The following is a 21,601-nucleotide window of genomic DNA, read 5'->3' as shown; positions in this document are numbered from 1 at the left end:
GGTGGCAAACAAGATGTTTTGTCACCCTTTTTTAATTCTCTTGCATGTACTTCTTTGGGGACATGCCAACATGTTTCTTAAAGAATTTTCCAAAAGATGACTGGTCTGCAAAATGCAGTTTTTCCGCTATCTGCGGGATGGATGCGCCCGGCATGCGCAGCATTGTTTTTGCCCTGACAATCAGATTGTTTGCAATCCAGTGTTTTGCCGTATTATCCGTTTGTTCTTTTAGTATTAGAGATAAGTATTGTACCGTGATGCACAACTTATCTGCATAGAACTCTGGATAATGCTCTGCTTCTCCGTACTTTATAATCAATCCCAAAAACTTTCTTATAAGCTCATCTTTGCGGCTATCGGTTTGCAAGTTTTGTGTGTTGTTGATGCTAGAGAAATAATTGGCGACTTGCATGGAAAAAATGTAAAAAGCGGAGTGAAGAATTTCCCCCAGAAATATATTCTCTTTTTGCTGTATAAAATTATAAATGTTTTCCGTACACCTTTTTATTACCTCCATCTCCTTGTCATTCAGCTGAAAACCTGTTTTATTGCCAAGGTTCATAAAGTGTCCCATTGGAATGGGGCGACGTTCCATCATTGTGTCTTGTGCAAAATCTCTTGTCACCATTATAACGTAGTATCTGCAATTTGGGGAGATAGCAGAACTGGTTATTGTGTTAAACGGTGATATAACTATTAGAGTGTTTTTTTTAAATGAGTGGTCTATGTAGTCCAAAGTAATTTTCATTTCCCCTTCCAGTATCAGAATAAAGCTCATGACGTTTAATTTTACTGGAGGAAATTTTTTCATTACATCCTTAAGCTTCTTTTCATTAAACTGATTGCCCCCCATAATTAGCAGCTGATTTTTGTAGCAAAATCCGCCGGACTCCGCGGCAAAATTATCAAGATGCATTTCTACCCTTGTTGCGTTTTCCGCTGAATTCCCACTTACGGCAGTTGCCAGATTATTATTCTCCATATATGCTGATATGTAATTTTGGAACAAAAGTATCAAAAAATGTTTTTTAAAAGCAATTATTTTGCAACTCATTATAGTTTTGGAACAAAAATGTACAAAATTGACCCGTATAAGTTTCCTCTAATGGTATCATCTTTGCGTTCCCAAAGCCCGTTTCACAATTGACAAGAAACGGTTGGATTTAGAATATGATTAGAAAAGAGCAAATAATGGAGACAGCTTTTGATGTTTTTGCAGAGCGCGGCATCAAGGGCGTGAGCATGGATGAGATTGTGAAAACTCTTAAAATATCTAAAAAGACACTTTATGATTATTTCTCCAATAAGGAGGATTTGGTTTTGCAAAGTTGCCAGTTTAAACTTAACGGATTGAAGAAGCGGCTTGATTACATTAGCACCTCTTTGGATAATTCTCTAGAAGTCATAGTATTTGGAGCTTTGGAAGGTTTTAAATTTTTTCATGTTTCCGGTGAGAATTTTAAGAGGGATGCTTACGGAGACCCTGAGCTTCAAAAGTTATTTTCAAGCACAAAAGAGGAGTTGGATAAAAGAGGAATGCGGATAATCAAAAGGGGAGTGGAAGAGGGAATGATAGAGAAGGAGCAGAATTTTGATGTATTGGTCTCTCTGTTCCGTCAGCAACTTTTGGATGCAAAGGCTGATCACAAAATGCCCGGGACTCCGGAGAAAATTTGTTTTGACTTTATAACAACCGTATTAAGAGGTATTTGCACAGACAAAGGCAAAAAGGTAATAGATGAGCTGAGGGCCAAGTATAATTAAGTAATATCTGTCGCGACAGTAATAAAATGAAAATATAAAAAAGAAGAGCAGAAGTTTAACAGAAAAAAACAAGTAAACATTATATGGAAAAAAGATTTTTAAAATTTGTTGTAGTTGCGGGAATGGCTGTGTTTTTATCAGCCGGAGCTTTTGCTCATTCTGTTGCAGCAAATGTTCAGGCCGGCGGGCAGGCGGCTGCAAGCGATACGCTTGCGCTGACATTGGATGAGGCTTTGCAAATTGCAAAGAGCCAGAGCCTTACTGTTAAGATTGCAGACAAGGAGATTCAAAAGACCGGTTATGCAAAGAGCGGAAGTTATTCATCTTTGTTCCCACAAATTAATTTCAGCGGAGCATATCAGCGCACCATCAAAAAACAGGTGATGTATATGAAAATTGATACTGTAACCAGGTCTTTTGCAGTTGGTACCGCAAACGTTTACAATATGGGATTTTCCGCCTCCATGCCTTTGATTAATTTTCCGCTTTGGAAGAGTTTGGAAATTTCCGGAAAGAATGTGGACCTTGCAGTTGAGCAGGCACGTTCCTCCAGGCAAGACCTTATAGATCAGGTACAACAAGCTTTTTATACTTGTTTGCTTGCTTCAGATTCTTATGATGTCTACAGAGAGAATTATAATAACGCCGTGCACAGTTACAAAGATGCAAAGGCAAAATATGAGAGCGGCAGAAGTGCAAAATATGATATGATACGTGCGGAAGTTACCATGCAGAATGCAGAGCCGAGCATGTATGATGCGCAAAACAGCATGGTGCTGGCAATGTGGAAATTAAAAGCCCTTATTGGAATTGATTTAAATACAAATATTAAGTGCATTGGAAAATTGTCTGACTATAAAGATGTCTTGAAGGATGTTTCAATTGCAGCTGATACTACAATGCTGGAGAAAAACTCTTCATTAAAACAACTTGATATCCAGAGCGATATATTAAGCAGGACTTACAAGATGCAGCTTGCGCAGTATTATCCAAGTCTTAATGCTTCATTGTCTTATTCCTGGATTGCGATGGCGGAGGATTTTAAATTCAAAGATTATAAATGGAATCCTTATTCAGTTGGAGGTCTTTCTCTTGTAGTTCCAATCTTCAGCGGCGGCCAGAGATGGTACAATTTGAAACAGACAAAAGTGCAGCAGGAAGAGCTGGATTTGCAGAGGGAAAACGCAAGAAGGAATTTGGTGGTTGCAGTTAAACAAGGACTTAGCTCTTTGGAAACGGCTATCAAACAGTACAATGCCGCGCAGGCTTCTATAGAGGGGGCAAAGACAGGGTATGAAATTGCGCAGAAAAGATATGAAATTGGAAGCGGCACATTGCTGGAGATGAATGATGCTCAGCTTGCTCTTTTGCAGGCCAAGCTTAATCTTAATCAGTCCATCTACACTTATCTTGTAGCAAAGTCTTCTCTTGATAAAGTGCTGGGCGTTAATGTAAATGATGAGGCTGAATATAATCCTCAAAGGAGAGAGCTGATTAAGAAATTACCTGCTGCTGAGAAGGAACATCCAGCGGCGGCTGATAATAAGAGTGAAGAAAATAAATAGATATGGAGAACGGTTGCTGTCGGGATTAAAAAGGATAGAAAAAATAAAAAATATAATAATATGCATACAAAAGATTACATGAATTTTCTTGCTGCCATTGCGCTTTTTGGAGCTGTGATGGCAGGGGCTTCTTCTTGCGGGCAGAGCAAGAAAGATAAGGCTGCTGCACAAGCTGATTCTCTTAAGGTACAGGATGTTACCGTTACAAAGATTTCTGCTCAGGATGTTGACCAGATAGAAACTTTTACCGGCACGGTAGAGGGATACAATACAAATAATATCTCTCCAAAGATGGGTGCAAGAATTCAGAGAATTTTTGTTGAGGTTGGAGATCATGTTGCCCGCGGACAGAGATTGGCGATAATGGATGCGGCTTCTCTTACCCAGGCAAAACTTCAGATGCAAAATAACAAGCAGGAGTTTGAGCGTTCTAAGCAGCTGTATGAAGTTGGAGGCACCTCAAAATCAGATTATGACGCGCGCAAGATGGCTTATGATGTCTCTTTGTCCAACTATCAGAATTTGGCTGAGAACACATATTTGATTAGCCCGATTTCAGGTGTTGTTGTTGCAAGAAATTATGATCAGGGAGATATGTTTAATCTTGGCGGACAGCCTTTGTTTACCGTTGATCAAATTCGTCCTGTGAAGATTAAAGTTAATGTTTCCGAGGAGCTGTTTAACAGTATTAAAAAAGGAATGAATGTGGATGTGCAGCTGGATGTGTTTGGGAATGAGGTGTTTAAAGGTAAGGTGCATCTGGTATATCCTTCTGTTGATGCAACAAGCAGAACTTTCCCGGTTGAGATTACTATAGAAAATCAGAATGAGCGCGTACGTCCGGGTATGTTTGCAAGAGTTACATTTAATTATGGAAAAGAGCATCATGTAGTTGTTCCTGATGTTTCTGTTGTTAAGCAAATTGGCAGCGGCGACCGTTATGTTTATACAGTTGTTGACGGAAAGGTTGTTTATAAGAAAGTTGACCTTGGAAGGCAGTTTGGAAAATTGTATGAAGTTAAGAGCGGACTTACTGAGGGAGATGAGGTAATAGTTGAGGGACAGAGCGTTGTAAATAACGGAGAGAAGGTAAATGCAAAGGAGGGAGAGCCTGCATCTTTTACTCCCGACAAATTTGAAGAGTAGAGTTGAGTATTGCAAGCCGCGGCAATGATGACGGCATTTAAAGTTTAATGAAAATAATTATTTAATATGAGTTTATATTCATCGGCGGTTAAGAATCCAATTTCCACCGCGCTGATATTTGTGGCCATAGCAATCTTGGGAATCTTTGCTTTTACAAAGCTGCCCATAGATTTGTATCCGCATATAGAGAGTAATTCCATTATGGTTATGACCTCTTATGCAGGTGCAAGTGCTTCAGATATAGAAAGTAATGTAACCAAGCCAATTGAGAATACTCTTAATAGCGTGAGTTATCTTAAGCATTTAACTTCCCAGTCTAGAGAGAATATCTCTGTTGTAACATGCGAGTTTAAGTATGGAAGAGATATTGATGTTGCAACAAATGATATCAGAGATAAACTGGAGATGGTAAAATCCTCCTTGCCTGATGCTGCGGGAAACCCGATAATTTTTAAATTTTCATCTGATGATATTCCTATCATAGTTCTCTCTGTTACTGCTAAAGAGAGCATGCCTGGTTTGTATAAATTGTTGGATGACAAGGTTGTAAATACGCTGGCAAGAACTCCGGGCGTTGGCTCCGTTTCTATCATGGGCGTTCCAAAGAGAGAGATAAAAGTTTATTGCGATCCTTACAAACTGGATGCATACAATATTCCAATAGAATCTATCGCGAGCATAATAGGCACAGAAAATTTGAATATGCCTGCCGGCTCAATAGATATTGGCTCAAACAACTATTCCCTAAGAGTGCAAAAAGAATTTGGTTCCGCGCAGGAGATGGAGAATATTGTTGTTGGCAGCTATGGCGGCAGAACCGTTTATTTAAAGGATGTTGCAAGGGTTGTTGATGGAATGGAGGAGCGTTCGCAAGAGAGTTATATCAGCGGAAAGAAGGGTGGAATGATTGTAATTCAAAAGCAGACCGGCGCTAACTCTGTGGAAATTGCAAGGCAGGTAGAGAAGATGCTTCCTCAAATAGAAAGCACTCTTCCTTCTGACGTTAAGATTGGTGAAATTGTAAATACGTCAGATAACATTGTAAGAACTATCGGGAGTTTGAAAGAGACTATTTTCATTACTCTTGCTTTGGTTATGCTTGTTGTCTTTGTCTTCTTGGGAAGATGGAGGGCAACTTTGATAATCATTACTACCATACCTGTCTCTTTGCTGGCGTCTATGGCTTATTTGCTTGCTACGGGTAACACGCTGAATATCATCTCAATGAGTTCACTGTCAATTGCGATTGGAATGGTGGTGGATGATGCGATAGTGGTGTTGGAGAACGTGACCACCCACATAGAACGGGGAAGTTCTCCAAAGCAGGCGGCGGTTTATGCTACCAATGAGGTTGCGCTTTCCGTTGTGGCATCCACACTTACAGTACTTGCCGTCTTCTTGCCTTTAACCATGATTAGCGGATTGAGCGGAATTATGTTCAGGCAGCTTGGCTGGATGGTCAGCATCATTATGGTTGTATCATTGTTGTGCGCACTTGCTCTTACTCCAATGATGTGTTCTCAGATGTTAAGGCTTAAAAACAAAAAGACTAAATTACATGAGGCGCTGTTCACTCCTATTGATAAGGGACTCAATGCTTTAAATAGAGGATATGCTAAGCTGCTGGACTGGGCTGTTCATCACAGAAGACAAGTTGTTTTCATCGCGACAGGAATTTTTGTTGGCGTGCTTGCTATCTGCGGTCCGTTTATTAAGAGCGAATTTTTCCCGCAGCAGGATAATGCCAGAATTTCCGTAAAGGTGGAATTACCTGTCGGGACAAGACAAGAAATTACAAGAGACTTTGCCCTTATGCTTCAGCAAAGATTCATGAAGCTGGAGCCTGAGATTGAGGTGAATTCAGTTTCTGAAGGTACGGCGGACAGCGACAATTTGTTTGCTTCCTTGCAGAGCAACGGTACAAATATTATAAATTTCAACATCCGTCTTTGCAGCGTTGAGAAGAGAAAGAGGGGGCTTACAGAACTTTCAGATGTGTTAAGAAATGAACTTGCAAAGTATCCGCAAATACGTAAATCACAGGTAATTGCAGGAGGACAGCAGGGAGGCATGGGAGGACAGCAAGGTGTTGAGATTGATATTTACGGATATGATTTTAACGCTACAGATGCTGCCGCACAGGAAGTTGTAAAGCAGTTCAAATCATTCAAAGGTGTTCAGCAGGTTTTGGTCAGCAGGGATGCATACACTCCTGAGTACAGAGTAAACCTGGATAGAGAGAAAGTTGCAATTAACGGTTTGAATACCGCTACTGTTTCACAATACTTAAGGAACAGAATTAACGGCGCTACTGCTTCTGAATTTAGAGAGGAAGGTGATGAGTATGATATTAAAGTCAGATATGCTCCTGAGTACAGACAATCCGTAGAGGATATTGAAAATATCACAGTATATAACTCTCAGGGTAAAGGAATAAAAATCAGAGAGTTAGGTAAGGTTGAAGAAGAGATGACACCTCCTACGATTGAGAGAAAAGACAGACAAAGATATATCTCCGTAACTGCCGCACTTCCAAAGGGAATGGCTTCCAGTGATTTGCTAAATGGTATTCAGCAAAAGTTAAACAATGTGCATTTCCCTGCCGGAATATCTTGGCAAGTCGGAGGAACTTATGAGGATCAGAAAGATATGTATTCCGATTTGTTCACTTTGTTGATTCTAATTGTCTTGCTGGTATTCATTGTAATGGCTGCGCAGTTTGAATCGCTTACCTATCCGTTTGTTATAATGATGGCGGTACCGTTTGCGTTTGTTGGAGTAGTCATAGGACTCGCCATCACCGGAACGCCAATGAGCGTCATGGCCATGATTGGTGTCATCATGCTAATTGGTATTGTTGTTAAAAACGGTATTGTGCTTGTGGACTATACCAACCTGCAAAGAGAGCGCGGAATGGGTATCACTCAGGCAGTTGTAACGGCGGGACACTCCAGACTAAGACCCGTTCTTATGACAACATTAACAACAGTGCTGGGTATGATTCCTCTTGCAGCAGGAACAGGTGAAGGCTCAGAGATGTGGAAAGGCATGGGACTTACAGTAGCATGGGGCTTAAGTGTCTCCACTGTAATTACCTTGGTTTTGGTCCCGACAGTTTATGCAATCTTTGCCGGCAACGGAGTTAAACACCAAAGGAAAAAAGATAAAAAACGCATCAAGGCCCTAGAAGCCGCAAAAGTTTCCGTCCCGGAACCCAATGCTTAATGAAGATTTTGGAATAAGATTTTAGAATGGGATTTTGGAATAAGATTTTGGAATGGGATTTTGGAATGAAGATTTTAGAATAAGATTTTAGAATAAGATTTTGGAATAAGATTTTGGAATAAGATTTTGGAATAAGATTTTGGAATAAGATTTTGGAATAAGATTTTGGAATAAGATTTTGGAATAAGATTTTGGAATAAGATTTTGGAATAAGATTTTGGAATAAGATTTTGGAATAAGATTTTGGAATAAGATTTTGAAAAATCTTTAAAATTTAAAAATTGACAATTACATGAAAGCAATATTTACAACATTTAATGAGGCTCATTATGATGCAATCCTTGCACTCTTGGAAAAGACTAACATTAAGGGATTTACAAACTGGGCGCAAGTCCGCGGACGCGGCAGCATAAATGGCGAACCGCACTATGGAAGCCACGCATGGCCAACCATGAATTCCTCTATTTTAATCTTTGCTCCAGATGCAGACGTGGCCGATTTAAAGAAACGTCTTCTGGACTTAGATTCACAATTTCCCGCCCTTGGACTACGTGTCTTCACCTGGACCGTGGACGAGTAGGGGCATTGGAAAACACAAGGCAATAAAAAAGAGAAGCAAATTTGCTTCTCTTTTTTATTGCCCGCGCGCCACGTGGCGCGCTGCCTCCTCGTGGCGGCAGCCACGTAAACCACAATGCATTACGCCGCTTTGTGGCGGAATGCTCTGCATGCGAGCATAGCAAGCATGCAGTTTTCTTTGGAATGCTCTGCATGCCAGTATAGCAAGCATGCAGTTTTTCTTTGGAATGCTCTGCATGCGAGCATAGCAAGCATGCAGTTTTTCTTTGGAATGCTCTGCATGCCAGTATAGCAAGCATGCAGTTTTGTGGCAATTGTGTCTCACATTTACTATACATGTATACGGCTTGTAATAAGGTTGTTGCATGCGTGCTATCATGTTTCTGTAACTGCTTGATCTGGAGTAGTCTGGGGTGGCGCTGTAAGTCAGACAGTTGCAGAATATGTCTTTTTTAAAAAAGGAATCTTTCGTAACATGTTGAAGGCCAGCTCCCCCTAGGAGTACACCCGGCATAATACTACCCACTGCTTACTACCCACTGCTTACTACCCACTGCTTACTACCCACTGCTTACTACCCACTACTTACTACCCACTACTTACTACCCACTGCTTACTACCCACTGCTTACTACCCACTGCTTACTACCCACTGCTTACTACCCACTGCTTACTACCCACTACTCACTACTTACTACCCACTGCTTACTACTCACTACTTACTGCTTACTGTTTACTGCCCATTCTCCACTTATTCCATCCATTATATTTTAGACCATAGGATTTCCTAAACTTCTTTTTAGACTTACTCCTCCTCAAATCCTCTTTTAAATCCTCATTTAGCTCAGACATAGATTGATAGTGCTCCTTAACAAAACTACAATCTACATTTATTAGACTTGATATTTTTGTTTTTCGCCTAGTGTAAAATAGGTATGAACTGTATTTATAGCCGCCAGGGGTTTTACTCATACCTTCTTTCACAGGATTATTTAAAATGTACCAAAGATTTTCTCCCATAAATTCCTCAGACGGTTTTTCAATAATTTTTGGAGTTCCAAACAGAGCAGAATATTGTTTGTACGTATTAACGAAATATCCTGTATATCCGTTAGTTAATACATTGATTAAAGATTTTATATCATAACACTTCATAAGCAAATGTACATGATTTGTCATCAGTACAAATCCATAGAGCGATGCACTAAATTCATTCAGCCTCTTGTTAAGCAGAAATAAAAATTTCCTATAATCTGCATCCTTTAAAAAAAGAGGCTTGCCATCCACTCCTCTTAGCATCACATGGTAAACGTTGCAGTCCCCGGTAGTGCAGGTATTTCTTGTTGTCTCCATAATATTTATTTTGTAAAATCTTTCCACAAAATAAACAGCTAAAGTATTAATTATCAAGTAAAAACATACAATTTACCTGGGTGACAGCAAACAAACGCGTAAGCTCAAAAACAAGAAAAAAGCAACATCGTAAAAAGCAAGCCAATTCGTACAAATCTTTTCCGGAAATCAAAAAATCTCATGTGAATTGAGAGGAAAGAAAAAGCAACATCGTAAAAAGCAAGCCAATCCGTACAAATCTTTTCCGGAAAAGGAAAAATCTCACGTGGATCGCGAGGAAGAAAAAAGCATCACCGTAAAAAGCAAGCCAATCCGTACAAATCTTTTCCAGAAAAAGAAAAATCTCACTGAATTGCAAGGAAAGAAAAAGCAACATCGTAAAAAGCAAGCCAATCCGTACAAATCTTTTCCGGAAAAGGAAAAATCTCACGTGGATCGCGAGGAAGAAAAAAGCATCACCGTAAAAAGCAAGCAAATCCGTACAAATCTTTTCCGGAAATCAAAAAATATCACGTGAATTGCGAGGAAGAAAAAAGCAACATCGTAAAAAGCAAGCCAATCCGTACAAATCTTTTCCGGAAATCAAAAAATCTCACGTGAATTGAGAGGAAAGAAAAAGCAACATCGTAAAAAGCAAGCCAATCCGTACAAATCTTTTCCGGAAATCAAAAAATATCATGTTGAATTGCGAGGAAGAAAAAAGCAACATCGTAAAAAGCAAGCCAATCCGTACAAATCTTTTCCGGAATTGGAAATAGCTGATTTGTGAATAATTACTTCAAAGGCAAAACCTCAATCCAGTAATCATCAGGGTCATGAATAAAGTACAACCCCATTGCCTCATTTTCATAGCAAATGCAACCCATGGCGCGGTGATATTCACGTGTCTTGTCATAATCTCCTGGGACGCGAACACACAAGTGAGTCTCATTTTCTCCAAGTTCATAAGGTCTGTTTGCATGTGCCCGTAACCATGTAAGTTCCAGGCGGAAACCGCTATATGTATTATTGTCTTTTCCTGCTTGTTCTTCCACCATCTCACCAAGATAAACGATTATGAAGGAGCCGTCGGGAGCTACAATACGATGTCCAACTTCTTTCAGTCCAAGCGCTTTATCATAAAATTCAATACTGCGTTCAAGGTTGGAAACGTCTATGTTCATGTGGTCAAAGCGTGCCGCAATTTTTGTGATTTTTGTATGTTCCATTGTGTGATATTTAAAAGTTTCACTTACAAAAGTTTAATCAGGTGTTATCCAACTCCACTCAAGATCCAACTCCACTTAGGTGTTATCCAACTCGATCCAACTCCACTCAAGATCCCATTCCACGTAGGTGTTATAAAAGACCAGGATACACTTCATTACAATTCAACATGAAGATATACTTCAAGTGCTATCCAACATGGATTCAGTTGTGCAAGTTAATAAAAAGGAAGAAAAGGAGTCAGATAGATAAGTGAGTGAGTGGTTTCGCTGGGTGTACTCCTAGGGGGAGCTGGCCTTCAGCATGTTACGAAAGATTCCTTTTTTAAAAAAGACATATTCTGTAACTGTCTGACTTACAGCGCCGCCCCAGACTACTCCAGATCAAGCAGTTACGTGGATGTGATGAAGCTGCATAACTGCATGTCATCTACGCTAGCGCGCCACGTGGCGCGCGGGTATTGTTAAATTTCCAAGCATGGAAAAAAGAACCTTGAAGAACCGCAGGAAGAATCTTGCCGGTCCTAGAATCTTAAATCTGAGAACTTTCTGCATCCGCAGAAGAATTTGCGGATGATGCTGTGCGGATATACTCCGTTTACGCAATAAATTGAGCGGCAGGATTTTCCGTTTGGTCCGCGGAGTCCGTCCAAGCGGGGAGAAGGCTTAAGTGCGCGCTTCATTTTTCCATAGTCCCTATGTGCCTTCCATACTGCGCCGCAGTAAGAAAATTTACCTTGCAGGATGTACGCGATTGCAGAAAGTCCGTCCAAGAATTTACGGATGAGCAATCTGGACCCGCGTATGCTGAATAATCTAAAAGTACGTCCGAATAATTTTATCCCGCCCCTTGGCTCCGGTAAATTTTTCCGCAGCATCAACAAATTATTTCGGTAATTAAGATAAAGTTTGCGTGGAGAATTATTTGGCAGCGTCCCTCCTCCCAAGTGATACACATAACTCTCCGGTACTGCCCAAATCTGACTCCCCATCAGTGCAGCTCTCCAGCAAAAATCAATCTCCTCCATGTGTGCAAAAAAACTCTCGTCCAGCCCTCCGAGCCTGTGGTAAAGCGTGCTGCGTACCATCATGCAAGCTCCTGATGCCCAGAAGATTTTGCGTGGATCATTGTATTGCCCGCTATCCTCTTCCACACTAGAAAGAATCCTTCCGCGGCAGAAAGGAAATCCCCATCTGTCAATAAATCCGCCGGCCGCTCCCGCATACTCAAAGACTTCTTTCTTCTCCTCTGCTGGATTAAGCTTTTCAATATTTGGCAGTCTGTTTTTTTCTGCCTCTGCTAAGTTATTTTTTTTGCTCCCGACAGATTCTTCAATTATTTCCAGATGTCTTGTGAGCGAGAGCATTTTTGGCTGACAAACTCCCGCCTCTTTGTGGGCCTCCATAAAATTAAACAGCGGATTCAACCAGCCGTCGGGAGTCAAAATATCAGAATTTAAAAGGACGTAGTAATCTGCGTAAATTTGTTTAAAAGCTCTGTTGTAACCGCCCGGGAATCCCCAGTTTTTTCCAAGAGGGATATACCCGACGCCTTCAACTGTACGGACAAATTCTTCAGAACCATCTGTTGAACCGTTGTCCGCGACAATCACAGAAACAGCATAAGAGTCCGTCGGAGAATTTACTTTGCCAAAACTTTCAGAATTTGCCTTGTTGGAAAATTCAGCATCTGCGTTTGCGGAAATTTCAGCATTTGCGTTTGCGGAACTTTCAGCGTTTGCGTTTGCGGAACTTTCAGCGTTTGAAAGATGTTCCTTTACGCTCAATAAAAGGGGCGGCAAGTACTTCTGTAAGAAGGACTTGCCGTTCCAATTTAATATTACTACGGCAACTTTTTTCATTTATGCCAGCTCTTTCATTTCCGAATTAATGCCGGCTCTTTCTTTAAGCCAGCTCTTCAGCTCCGAAATTTATTTTGCCTCGCCGGTAGTTCTTTCCAGCCACTTGACCATTCCAAACATTACGCTCATGGAAATCAGGCATAGCAGCAAGAATACTCCCCAGCAATAGCCAAGTCCAAGATGGTTGTACATCTTAGGTCCAATCCACAAGAACAAGTTGCCAACGGCTGTAGCGCCAAGCCAAAGTCCCTGGCAGATACCCTGCAAATTTTTAGGGGCAACCTTTGAAACAAAGCTAAGTCCAAGAGGAGAGATGAACAGTTCTGCAACTGTCAAGAAGAAATATGTGACAATCAAAACCCAAGGACCTGCCTTCATGGATTCCTGAGTTGCAACTCCTAAATCTCTAAAAGCTGTTGCTGATGGATAACCATGTGCAAAGGAAACTAGGGACAAGAACAGATAAGCCGTACCGGCGATTCCCATTCCTATCGCAATTTTTCTTGGCGTGGAAATTTGTTTGTTCTTCTTTGCTAAATGGCTGAACAATAACATAATAAGCGGAGTCAGTGCAATTACAAAGAATGGATTGACAGCCTGCCATATTTCAGGAGCAATAGTGCTTGTATTAACAAAGTCCCTTGCAAAAAGAGAAAGAGACGCACCGTTCTGATGGAAAGAGAACCAGAAGAAAATTACAATTCCAAGAACAGCAAACAAAGCGTACATTCTCTGTTTGATTTCCTTTGCCATTGCAGCCTTCTCTTCTGCTGAGTAATTTGTAGTAACCTTAGCCTCTTTCTTAGAAGGGTTAGGGAACGTCTTCTTAGTAGCGATAAATATTACAAGAGATATCATCATTGCAATAACGGAAGCAATAAAAGAGTAGTGAACTCCCGTATTGAATACATCTAGATAATGTGTGCAAAATGCTGAAAGATTATCAGTTGCAGCGCCTCCAACATTTACAGTATTAATCAGCTGATGAAGATTAGCCATTTTTTCTCCTGCCATTTGCGCACCCTCATTTATGTATTGGTGGCAAAGTGCGGGAAGCTGGGAATTGTAAACAAGTCCGTTTACTTTTAACCACCAGCTTCTAAGAAGCGGAGCAATAAATGGAGCTACAAGTCCGCCTATATTAATGAATACATAGAAAATTTGGAAACCAGGATCTCTCTGGGCTTTTGCTTTCTTCAATTCTTCAGGACCTTTCTTTGCAGCTTCCGCCTCAAAGTTGTCATACATCTGGCCCACGATTGCCTGCAAATTTCCTTTGAAAAGTCCATTGCCAAAGGCAATTAGGAATAGGGCAAAACATGTGCCTGCAAGAAGGATGGCTGTGTTTGTAGGTGTAGCCATAATTGGTATAGACAGAAGAACATACCCGGATGCCATGATAACAAGTCCCGTCATAATGGTCCCTTTGTAATTCTGTTTGTGGTCAGCAATCAGACCGCCTACAAGTGACATGACATAGATGCCTGCGTAAAAAATTGAATAGATGAGTCCGCCGTTCTCATCGCTCAATCCAAATTTAGAGCATAGGAACAAAGTTAGCACTGCGTTCATAATGTAGTAGCCGAAGCGTTCTCCCATATTGCTTAGCGCAGCCGCCAAAAGTCCTTTAGGATGATTTTTAAACATATAATTTCAGTTTTAGTTTTTGCTACACAAAGATATTAAATTATCGGCAGAGCCGTTAAACATTTACAAAATAATGTGTTATATTTGTTGAAACTAGGTTCCGTTAGATAAACATGGCAAAATTTCTTGCAGAAATAAGATACATTCTTTTATATCTGATATCTCTTCTACCATTAAGAGTTCACTATTTTTTCTCAGATATAACCTCCTTCATTTTGGAGCACATCACAAGGTACAGGTTCACTACAATTACCGTAAACATGTCCCGCAGTTTTCCGGAACTCAAGTATAAGGAAATCCGCAAGCTTGTTCACAACTATTATCGTTTCATGAGTGATGTCCTATTTGAAACCATCTGGGATTTAGCACATTCCGATGCCGCTATTTGTCGCGTGGCGCATGCGGAAAATCCTGAAGTTGTAGATGCGCTTATTGCAAAGCACAACAAAGTTCTTATAGTGATGGGGCATCTCGGCAACTGGGAACTTGTGAGCGGAATGTGTGGTCTTAATTCTCATAGAACTCCCGACAGTTTCTCTTCTTATCCGCTTTACATGGTTTACAAAAGAGCGAAGAATAAAATTTCCGATGCAGTTTTTAAAAAAATAAGAATGCATGAGTATCGCAAGTTTCAATCAAAAGGGGAGATGATAGAATCACATCAGGTGATAAGAAAAATTTTAAGAGACAAAGAGGAGAAAGCTACCTTCATAATGATAGCAGACCAGAATGCGCTTGGTGATAATAACCTTGTTGTGAATTTTTTAAACCAGCCAACGCAGATGCTGCAAGGCCCTGAGTTTGTGGCTGTTAAAATGGCAATGGCTGTTGTCTATCTTGGAATTGACAGAATTTCCAGAGGAAAATATTCTATACATTTTTCAACAATTACGGAAGATGGCTCAAAGGAAGAGCATGGATTTATTACAAAAAAATATGCTGAACTTTTGGAGAGCGATATCAAAAAAAATAAAGTCAATTGGTTGTGGAGTCACAGACGCTGGAAGAAAAACGTTTCTATTTTGCGTTGCAAGTAAATTAATTTTGAAATAGTTATACAACTTAAAAAAATAATTCTTATAATTGCATCGTAATTAATCGGTCACAATTTTGAAGATAAAAATTGTAGATAAGAAGTTGCGGAATATAAAAAATCTGATTTTGCTTTTTACAGCTCTTTCATTTTTTACAACCGCACAAGCTCAAGTCCTAAAGGATGGAGACCCTGTTCCACAGGGTGCGGTAATTTACTCTCTACCAGAAACTTCCATTAATATTTTAGTTTCAGTTTCTCATGTGTCTTTTGCCGCAGGTCCGTTTGCATCTTATTCAAAAAAATATTTGGGCATAGATGCAAGCAGAAATAATTCAGAAAATTATTCTATCGCGAGCATAGAAATTTCTCCAAGCGTAGAGGCTGATCCTTCTGCGAGTGTTGCGGTTAATATTGGAAATTCAAAAACTGCAGGCGCGAATTTTTTAGCGTTTTGTTCTCAAGGTTTGATAGTAGCTCCAGGTTATTATTCTTCCGGTTCTGTTCCGTTTACTTTTCCTTCTGAAATTTCATCTTCATGGTCTGATAACGTTCAGGCTGTCTCTAATCTTCAAAGGGATACTGCTAAACTTTACAAGAGCGTGAAGAATGCAAGCGGAGAAATAGAAAAAGTGGCAGTGCCTCAGACTCAGATAGTTGAGAAGACTCTTGAGCAGAAAGCAGCGGAGACGGCGGAACTTATTTTTAAGTTGAGACAAAAGAGAATAGATATTCTTACCGGAGAGACGGATGCAAATTATAGCGGCGCCGCTCTTGGTGATGCGTTAAAAGAAATTAACAAGCTGGATAAAGATTACACCTCTTTGTTTACCGGCGCTCAAGTTGTCAATGTGGAGAGAGCAAGTTACGATGTTGTACCAAAAGCAAAGAACGCAAAGCAAACTTATGTTGCTTTTAGAATGTCGGATACTCAAGGTATTCTTCCGGCTGATAATATGAGCGGACGTCCGATTTACCTGGAGCTTTCTGTTCTTGACCAGAAGATAGAGGCGGTGGATTTGAATGAAGCTGCTGCCGCTTCAAAAGGAAAGGTGGCTTATAGAACCCCTGTTATTGTGATGGCGAAATTGATTGATGGTCAGAAGGTTCTAGCTCAGCGCAGGATTCCGGTTTACCAGTTTGGAAAGATTTTATACTTCCCTCTGGATGTTGCTGCCGGAAAATAACCTGTGAAAAATATCTGTCGGGATAAAAATAAATTACAATAATATATTAAAGACTTATAGTATGAAAACAATATTAGATTTGGAGCCAAAAGAAGTTTGGTCCATATTTCATGAGCTAAATCAAGTGCCTCGTCCTTCTAAGAAAGAGAGCAAGGCTGTTGACTTTGCTTACAACTATGGAAAGAAACTTGGACTTGAAACTTTCAAGGATAAGATTGGTAATGTTATTATCCGCAAGCCTGCAACAAAAGGGATGGAGAAGAGAGCAGGTCTGATTATGCAAGCTCACCTTGACATGGTTCCTCAAAAGAATCCAGATGTTAAACATAATTTTGAAACTGATCCTATTAAGACAAGAGTTGTAGGAGATCTTCTTTATGCAACAGGTACTACGCTTGGAGCAGATGATGGTTTGGGAGTTGCTTCCGCACTTGCCGTTCTTTCTTCTAAGACATTGAAACACGGCCCGCTAGAGGCTTTGTTTACAGTAGATGAGGAGACAGGAATGACCGGTGCAAGAGCTTTGAAACCGGGACTGCTTAAGGGCGATATTCTTATCAATCTAGATTCAGAAACAGAAGGCGAACTTTATGTTGGTTGCGCAGGCGGACTTGACGGTACTGCTACTTTTAAGTTCACGACAGAGAAAGTTCCGGCCGGTTATGCTTACAAGAAAATTGTTGTAGGCGGCTTGGTTGGCGGACACTCCGGAATGGATATTATTCTTTACAGAGCTAACGCAAACAAAGTACTTGCAAGAGTTCTTCTTCCTCTTCTTAGAGATTTGAATGTCCGTCTTGTAGAAATTTCCGGCGGAAGTATTAGAAATTCAATTCCGAGGGATGCTTATGCAGTAGTAGCTATTCCTTCTAAGTCTGCAAGAAAAGCAGCTGCTCTTATTAGCAAAGTATTCAAAGAGGTAAAATTTGAATATCAGTACACAGACAAAGATCTTAAGATTTCTACCTCTAACGTAAAAGAGAAGAATCCTGCAATAAAGAAAGATACTGCTCTTAATGTTGTAAGAGCTATATATTCTTGTCCTAATGGAGTTTACAGAATGTGTGATACTGTCCCTAATTTTGTTGAGACATCTAACAACATGGCAATTGTAAAGCAAGAAAAGAACACTATACTTATTCATTCTCTAATGAGAAGTTCTATTGATAGTGAAAAGTTTGATCTTGCTGAGGATATGAGAGCCGTGTTTGAACTTGCCGGAGCAAAGTTTGAGTGCAGCGGAGCATATTCCGGATGGCAGCTGGACATGAACTCTCCTATATTAAAGGAGGCAAAAGAAATTTACAAGAAACAGTTTGGAAAGGAGGCAAAAGTTGTTGCTATTCATGCAGGACTTGAGTGCGGTATTCTTGGGCAAGCATATCCAAAGTGGGATATGATATCATTTGGACCTACAATTTTCTCTCCTCACTCACCTGATGAGAGAGTAAATATAGAAAGCGTGGGAAAATTGTGGAAGTATCTATGCGCCCTTGTAGAGAACGCGCCAGTTAAAAAGTAGGCACTAACATTTTAAAACAATTTTATATTATGGTAACAAAAAAAGCAACGGCTAAGAAAGCCACAAAGAAAGTAGCAAAGAAAGCTGCTCCTAAGAAAACTGTAAAGAAGGCTGCTCCTAAGAAAGCTGCCAAAAAACCTGCTAAGAAAGCGGTAAAGAAAGTTGCTCCTAAGAAAGCTGCCCCTAAGAAGGCTACTGCAAAGAAGGTTGCAAAGAAGGCTGCTCCTAAAAAGAAAGCTGCCCCTAAGAAGAAAGTAGCTGCTAAGGCTATGCCTGCAAAAGCTGCAAAGAAAGTTGTAGCAAAGAAAGCTGCCCCTAAGAAGGTTGCAAAGAAGGCTGCTCCTAAGAAAGCCGCTAAGAAGGTTGTTAAGAAGGCTGCCCCTAAGAAGGTTGCAAAGAAGGTTGTTAAGAAAGCTGCTCCTAAAAAAGCCGCTAAGAAACCTGTTGCAAAGAAAGCCGCTCCTAAGAAAAAGGTTGCTAAGAAATAATTGGCAAACCTGTACGTCAAAAAAAGCCGCTCATTTTATGAGCGGCTTTTTTGCTAGTCTATATTCTGTAGCAAGTTATTACTTTGCAACTGATTCTGCTGCAGGTGCCGGAGCCTCTTTTGTATAGGTTACTTCAGTACCATCAAGAGCTAAAGTCAACTGTCCGTTAACCTCGGAAATTGTTGCATTCTCAGTAGTATCAAACTGAACACCATTTCCAATACTCTTAACGTGAAGAATAACTTTATTTGCAGGACCCGCAAGCTCCCACTTTGAATAAACAAGCGTAGCCATGTTGATTGATTTTGCTTCTCCGCCAACCATTAGCTCAACTCCCTCTTTCAAAGAATCAGGCATACCGGCTGCAACATGTGTCCATGAACCAATAGCTTTTGCATAGGTTGGGTCACATGCAACTTTTGTAGCTTCAATTACAGGTTTAACCTTGCCGACATAATCAACAACAACAGGAGAACCCTCTATCATTCCATTTGCATCATTAAGATCCGCTTTTGCAATAAGGAAAGTCTGAGTAGAATCGCTCAAAAGAGCTTTTACAACCAGAGTATCATTGCCGGATTTTACAACCCAGCCGGTGTACTCTCCAGGTGTAGTATTTTTGCACGCAACGCATGCAACAACGGCTACAGCTAAAACAGTTAAAAACTTCCTCATAATAATTACATTAAATTATTTAGTCTCTTCAGCTTTAGCTTCTGCAGGCTTTACGTCTTTCTCTTTTTTCTCTCCCTTCTCTTTCTTCTCTGCTTTCTTGTCGCTCTTTTCAGCCTTTGCATCTCCCTCTGCCTCAGCAGGTTTCTCAGCAACCTTCTTCTCCTTCTTTACTTTTGCAGGAGCTGCCTCTTTAACAACCTCTTTAACCTTTCCCTCTTCATCTACAACTTCTACTTTTACAGAAGCATACACATTTTTATATACATCAATCTTTGCCTCATAAACTCCAATCTCCGTAACTTTATCTGCATCCTTGATTTCAATTTTTCTTCTGTCAACCTCAAAGCCCTGCTTTGCAAGTGCATCTGCAACTTGAATGTTATTTACAGAACCATAGATTTTTCCAGTTGCACTTACCTTAGTAGGTATTGTAACTTTAACAACATTAAGCTTCTCTGCAAGAGCTGTTGCATCTGCAACAAGCTTAGCCTCTTTATGAGCTCTTTGTTTTGTGTTCTCTGCAAGAACTTTTTTTGCAGACTCAGTTGCTGCAATAGCAAGACCGTTAGGAATCAGATAGTTATTAGCGTATCCGTTCTTTACCTTTACAAGGTCATCTTTGTGTCCAACTTTGCGGACATCTTCTTTCAAAATTACTTCCATCTTCTCTCCTCCTTATTATTTCAACAAGTCTGTTACATAAGGCAGCAGGGCAAGGTGACGAGCACGCTTAACAGCCTGAGCCACTTTTTTCTGGAACTTTAGAGAGGTTCCGGTCAAACGGCGAGGAAGAATTTTTCCCTGCTCGTTAAGAAATCTCTTCAAAAATTCTGCATCTTTATAATCGATGTACTTGATGCCTGCTTTCTTAAAGCGGCAATACTTTTTCTTTTTAACTTCTACAGTAACCGGATTTAGATAACGGATATCTGCATTTTCTTCTACTTTATTTGCCATAATTATATCCCTCCAAATTACTCGTTAGTTTTTTCTTCCTTAGCTGCAGGTTTCTCTGCCTTAGGAGCTTCGTTCTTCTTGGCAGCCCTGTTTGCTCTTCTTCTTTCTGCGTATGCAACGGCGTATTTATCCATCGCGAACGTCAAAAATCTGATGATTCTCTCATCACGGCGATACTGAGTCTCTAATGTCTCTACAAAAGAAGGCTCTGCTTTGAATTCTACCAGGTGATAAAAACCTGATGTTTTTTTCTGGATAGGGTAAGCTAATTTCTTAAGCCCCCAATCCTCTTCATATACAACTTCGCCCTTGTTCTCTTTAATCAAAGAGATGTACTTGGACACCGTTTCCTTCATCTGTGGTTCAGATAAAACGGGAGTTGCAATGAAAACGGTTTCATAACTCTTTAACATCTTGTGTTAATTTTTTATTGTTAATTTTTTTGTTTGCTGCGGCACTAGGTAAAAATGCCTAGATGCAGTACAGCCCGCCGGAGGAGAGTTTGCACACTTCCAAAAGCGGGCTGCAAAGATAATTATTTATTGCGAAAATGCAATTTTTCTATGAGTAATATGCTAGAAATCTACATTTTCTGTTTAGCACGGTCAGTTTATTCAATTGCAAATCTCATTGTAACTGTTACTGAAACCGTGGTTTTATCCATTTGCAGGGATGTCTCCTCTTGCGGAGCTTCATTATCCACTGCCATGGCCTTGCTCATCAGGGCAATGTTGGAATATGCTCTTTGATAAGAGTTATATGTCTGTGCATAAATTACTTTGCCAACTTTTCCGCCTACGGTCTCTACAATAGTCCTTGCATTCTCCTTTGACTTCTTTGCCGCCTCTGCATAAAGCTCATTTTTAGTCTTTTCCTGAAGCTCTTGTGACACCTGGGCTTTGTCTAGATTAACATCAGATATGCCGGCATCATTTAAGGCCTTAAAAGATTTTCCTAGCTCTGCGGCATCTTTAACCTTCAAAGTATATGATTTTGAGGCAAGTATGGCATCCCTCTTTAGGAAATATTTTTGAAGGTCGCTGTTCATGTCATCTACGGTAAGGTTTTTCTCCACATCTATTCCTACCCCTTTGAGAGCTGCTATCATTTTCCTTTCCTGCTGCTCAACCGTTACTTTGCCCTTGCTGTCTTTCTCATTAATTGTGATGCTCATGTAAATCTCATCGGGAGTGATTTCCCTCTCGCATCTTGTCTGAACCTCTACGTAATTTTGCTTATTGTTGTCCTGCGCATAAGATTTTATGCTGCCTGCCAATAATGCCGTACAAGCTGCTGCGGCTGCAAGAGAAATGAAATAAATTTTTTTCATGCTATATCTTTTTACTCTAGTTATTTATATTATTTATAAAAATTTTATTTTTCGCTAATTAGCA

19 protein-coding genes and 1 pseudogene are annotated in these 21,601 nt (G+C 40.2%); 10 read left to right on the top strand and 10 right to left on the bottom strand.

The window, feature by feature from the left end:
* Positions 1–31: 31 nt before the first annotated feature.
* The gene (locus tag LKM37_01450; protein ID MCI1719685.1) at positions 32–982 is read right to left on the bottom strand and encodes a helix-turn-helix transcriptional regulator; all 951 of its coding nucleotides are present in this window, start codon (positions 980–982) and stop codon (positions 32–34) included.
* A 188-nt stretch (positions 983–1,170) separates the two neighbouring features.
* Here LKM37_01450 and LKM37_01445 point away from each other — a divergent pair, with 188 nt between their 5' ends.
* From LKM37_01445 to LKM37_01425, 5 genes are all read left to right on the top strand, one after another.
* Positions 1,171–1,764 carry a TetR/AcrR family transcriptional regulator gene (locus LKM37_01445; GenBank protein ID MCI1719684.1) on the top strand — a complete coding sequence of 198 codons (594 nt, stop codon included), beginning with the start codon at positions 1,171–1,173 and terminating at the stop codon, positions 1,762–1,764.
* Between the two features lie 83 nt (positions 1,765–1,847).
* Positions 1,848–3,329, top strand: coding sequence for a TolC family protein (locus LKM37_01440; protein ID MCI1719683.1), 1,482 nt, complete (start codon positions 1,848–1,850; stop codon positions 3,327–3,329).
* Between the two features lie 78 nt (positions 3,330–3,407).
* Positions 3,408–4,475 carry an efflux RND transporter periplasmic adaptor subunit gene (locus LKM37_01435; GenBank protein MCI1719682.1) on the top strand — a complete coding sequence of 356 codons (1,068 nt, stop codon included), beginning with the start codon at positions 3,408–3,410 and terminating at the stop codon, positions 4,473–4,475.
* A gap of 66 nt (positions 4,476–4,541) precedes the next feature.
* On the top strand, positions 4,542–7,700 hold the full coding sequence (locus LKM37_01430) for an efflux RND transporter permease subunit (GenBank protein MCI1719681.1): 3,159 nt from the start codon (positions 4,542–4,544) through the stop codon (positions 7,698–7,700).
* A 292-nt stretch (positions 7,701–7,992) separates the two neighbouring features.
* Entirely contained in the window at positions 7,993–8,280 is a 288-nt protein-coding gene (locus LKM37_01425; GenBank protein ID MCI1719680.1) for a hypothetical protein, read from the top strand.
* A 724-nt stretch (positions 8,281–9,004) separates the two neighbouring features.
* Here LKM37_01425 and LKM37_01420 read toward each other — a convergent pair.
* On the bottom strand, positions 9,005–9,631 hold the full coding sequence (locus tag LKM37_01420; protein MCI1719679.1) for a transposase: 627 nt from the start codon (positions 9,629–9,631) through the stop codon (positions 9,005–9,007).
* Positions 9,632–9,818: 187 nt separating this feature from the next.
* Between LKM37_01420 and LKM37_01415 the strand changes: the two genes are divergently transcribed.
* Positions 9,819–10,148, top strand: a complete 330-nt coding sequence (locus tag LKM37_01415; GenBank protein ID MCI1719678.1) for a hypothetical protein — start codon at positions 9,819–9,821, stop codon at positions 10,146–10,148.
* Positions 10,149–10,404: 256 nt separating this feature from the next.
* Here LKM37_01415 and LKM37_01410 read toward each other — a convergent pair whose 3' ends face one another.
* From LKM37_01410 to LKM37_01400, 3 genes are all read right to left on the bottom strand, one after another.
* Positions 10,405–10,839: a lactoylglutathione lyase gene (locus LKM37_01410; GenBank protein MCI1719677.1), complete on the bottom strand. Its 435-nt coding sequence runs from the start codon at positions 10,837–10,839 to the stop codon at positions 10,405–10,407.
* 521 nt (positions 10,840–11,360) lie between these two features.
* Positions 11,361–12,698: a glycosyltransferase family 2 protein gene (locus LKM37_01405; GenBank protein ID MCI1719676.1), complete on the bottom strand. Its 1,338-nt coding sequence runs from the start codon at positions 12,696–12,698 to the stop codon at positions 11,361–11,363.
* 69 nt (positions 12,699–12,767) lie between these two features.
* Positions 12,768–14,345: a peptide MFS transporter gene (locus LKM37_01400; protein MCI1719675.1), complete on the bottom strand. Its 1,578-nt coding sequence runs from the start codon at positions 14,343–14,345 to the stop codon at positions 12,768–12,770.
* A gap of 113 nt (positions 14,346–14,458) precedes the next feature.
* Between LKM37_01400 and LKM37_01395 the strand changes: the two genes are divergently transcribed.
* From LKM37_01395 to LKM37_01380, 4 genes are all read left to right on the top strand, one after another.
* Entirely contained in the window at positions 14,459–15,382 is a 924-nt protein-coding gene (locus tag LKM37_01395; protein ID MCI1719674.1) for a lysophospholipid acyltransferase family protein, read from the top strand.
* Positions 15,383–15,455: 73 nt separating this feature from the next.
* Positions 15,456–16,565, top strand: a complete 1,110-nt coding sequence (locus tag LKM37_01390) for a DUF4831 family protein (GenBank protein ID MCI1719673.1) — start codon at positions 15,456–15,458, stop codon at positions 16,563–16,565.
* Positions 16,566–16,626: 61 nt separating this feature from the next.
* Positions 16,627–18,087 carry an aminoacyl-histidine dipeptidase gene (locus tag LKM37_01385; protein MCI1719672.1) on the top strand — a complete coding sequence of 487 codons (1,461 nt, stop codon included), beginning with the start codon at positions 16,627–16,629 and terminating at the stop codon, positions 18,085–18,087.
* A gap of 29 nt (positions 18,088–18,116) precedes the next feature.
* The gene (locus tag LKM37_01380; protein MCI1719671.1) at positions 18,117–18,575 is read left to right on the top strand and encodes a hypothetical protein; all 459 of its coding nucleotides are present in this window, start codon (positions 18,117–18,119) and stop codon (positions 18,573–18,575) included.
* 78 nt (positions 18,576–18,653) lie between these two features.
* On the opposite strand, the gene LKM37_01375 is transcribed toward LKM37_01380, so the two are convergent.
* The 5 genes and pseudogenes from LKM37_01375 to LKM37_01355 all read right to left on the bottom strand — a co-directional run bounded on the left by LKM37_01375 (position 18,654) and on the right by LKM37_01355 (position 21,537).
* Positions 18,654–19,250, bottom strand: a complete 597-nt coding sequence (locus LKM37_01375) for a lipocalin family protein (protein MCI1719670.1) — start codon at positions 19,248–19,250, stop codon at positions 18,654–18,656.
* Between the two features lie 249 nt (positions 19,251–19,499).
* A pseudogene (gene rplI / locus LKM37_01370) lies at positions 19,500–19,913 on the bottom strand (50S ribosomal protein L9).
* 15 nt (positions 19,914–19,928) lie between these two features.
* Positions 19,929–20,207 (bottom strand): 30S ribosomal protein S18, encoded by a 279-nt coding sequence (gene rpsR, locus LKM37_01365; protein MCI1719669.1) that lies wholly within the window; start codon positions 20,205–20,207, stop codon positions 19,929–19,931.
* 17 nt (positions 20,208–20,224) lie between these two features.
* Positions 20,225–20,620 (bottom strand): 30S ribosomal protein S6, encoded by a 396-nt coding sequence (rpsF, locus tag LKM37_01360; GenBank protein ID MCI1719668.1) that lies wholly within the window; start codon positions 20,618–20,620, stop codon positions 20,225–20,227.
* Between the two features lie 197 nt (positions 20,621–20,817).
* Positions 20,818–21,537, bottom strand: coding sequence for an SIMPL domain-containing protein (locus tag LKM37_01355; protein MCI1719667.1), 720 nt, complete (start codon positions 21,535–21,537; stop codon positions 20,818–20,820).
* Positions 21,538–21,601 lie beyond the last annotated feature (64 nt).

This window comes from Bacteroidales bacterium (assembly GCA_022647615.1).
In the GTDB taxonomy this organism is placed as follows: Bacteria; Bacteroidota; Bacteroidia; order Bacteroidales; family UBA932; genus Egerieousia.
Note: the sequence above shows the minus strand (reverse complement) of the source record. Positions and strands in the feature narration are given on the sequence as shown.

Bases quoted from the DNA above. Each gene is read 5' to 3' on its own strand.
- LKM37_01450 (MCI1719685.1), bottom strand. From the start codon at position 982: ATGGAGAATAATAATCTGGCAACTGCCGTAAGTGGGAATTCAGCGGAA.
- LKM37_01445 (MCI1719684.1), top strand. From the start codon at position 1,171: ATGATTAGAAAAGAGCAAATAATGGAGACAGCTTTTGATGTTTTTGCA.
- LKM37_01440 (MCI1719683.1), top strand. From the start codon at position 1,848: ATGGAAAAAAGATTTTTAAAATTTGTTGTAGTTGCGGGAATGGCTGTG.
- LKM37_01435 (MCI1719682.1), top strand. From the start codon at position 3,408: ATGAATTTTCTTGCTGCCATTGCGCTTTTTGGAGCTGTGATGGCAGGG.
- LKM37_01430 (MCI1719681.1), top strand. From the start codon at position 4,542: ATGAGTTTATATTCATCGGCGGTTAAGAATCCAATTTCCACCGCGCTG.
- LKM37_01425 (MCI1719680.1), top strand. From the start codon at position 7,993: ATGAAAGCAATATTTACAACATTTAATGAGGCTCATTATGATGCAATC.
- LKM37_01420 (MCI1719679.1), bottom strand. From the start codon at position 9,631: ATGGAGACAACAAGAAATACCTGCACTACCGGGGACTGCAACGTTTAC.
- LKM37_01410 (MCI1719677.1), bottom strand. From the start codon at position 10,839: ATGGAACATACAAAAATCACAAAAATTGCGGCACGCTTTGACCACATG.
- LKM37_01405 (MCI1719676.1), bottom strand. From the start codon at position 12,698: ATGAAAAAAGTTGCCGTAGTAATATTAAATTGGAACGGCAAGTCCTTC.
- LKM37_01400 (MCI1719675.1), bottom strand. From the start codon at position 14,345: ATGTTTAAAAATCATCCTAAAGGACTTTTGGCGGCTGCGCTAAGCAAT.
- LKM37_01395 (MCI1719674.1), top strand. From the start codon at position 14,459: ATGGCAAAATTTCTTGCAGAAATAAGATACATTCTTTTATATCTGATA.
- LKM37_01385 (MCI1719672.1), top strand. From the start codon at position 16,627: ATGAAAACAATATTAGATTTGGAGCCAAAAGAAGTTTGGTCCATATTT.
- LKM37_01380 (MCI1719671.1), top strand. From the start codon at position 18,117: ATGGTAACAAAAAAAGCAACGGCTAAGAAAGCCACAAAGAAAGTAGCA.
- LKM37_01375 (MCI1719670.1), bottom strand. From the start codon at position 19,250: ATGAGGAAGTTTTTAACTGTTTTAGCTGTAGCCGTTGTTGCATGCGTT.
- rpsR (MCI1719669.1), bottom strand. From the start codon at position 20,207: ATGGCAAATAAAGTAGAAGAAAATGCAGATATCCGTTATCTAAATCCG.
- rpsF (MCI1719668.1), bottom strand. From the start codon at position 20,620: ATGTTAAAGAGTTATGAAACCGTTTTCATTGCAACTCCCGTTTTATCT.
- LKM37_01355 (MCI1719667.1), bottom strand. From the start codon at position 21,537: ATGAAAAAAATTTATTTCATTTCTCTTGCAGCCGCAGCAGCTTGTACG.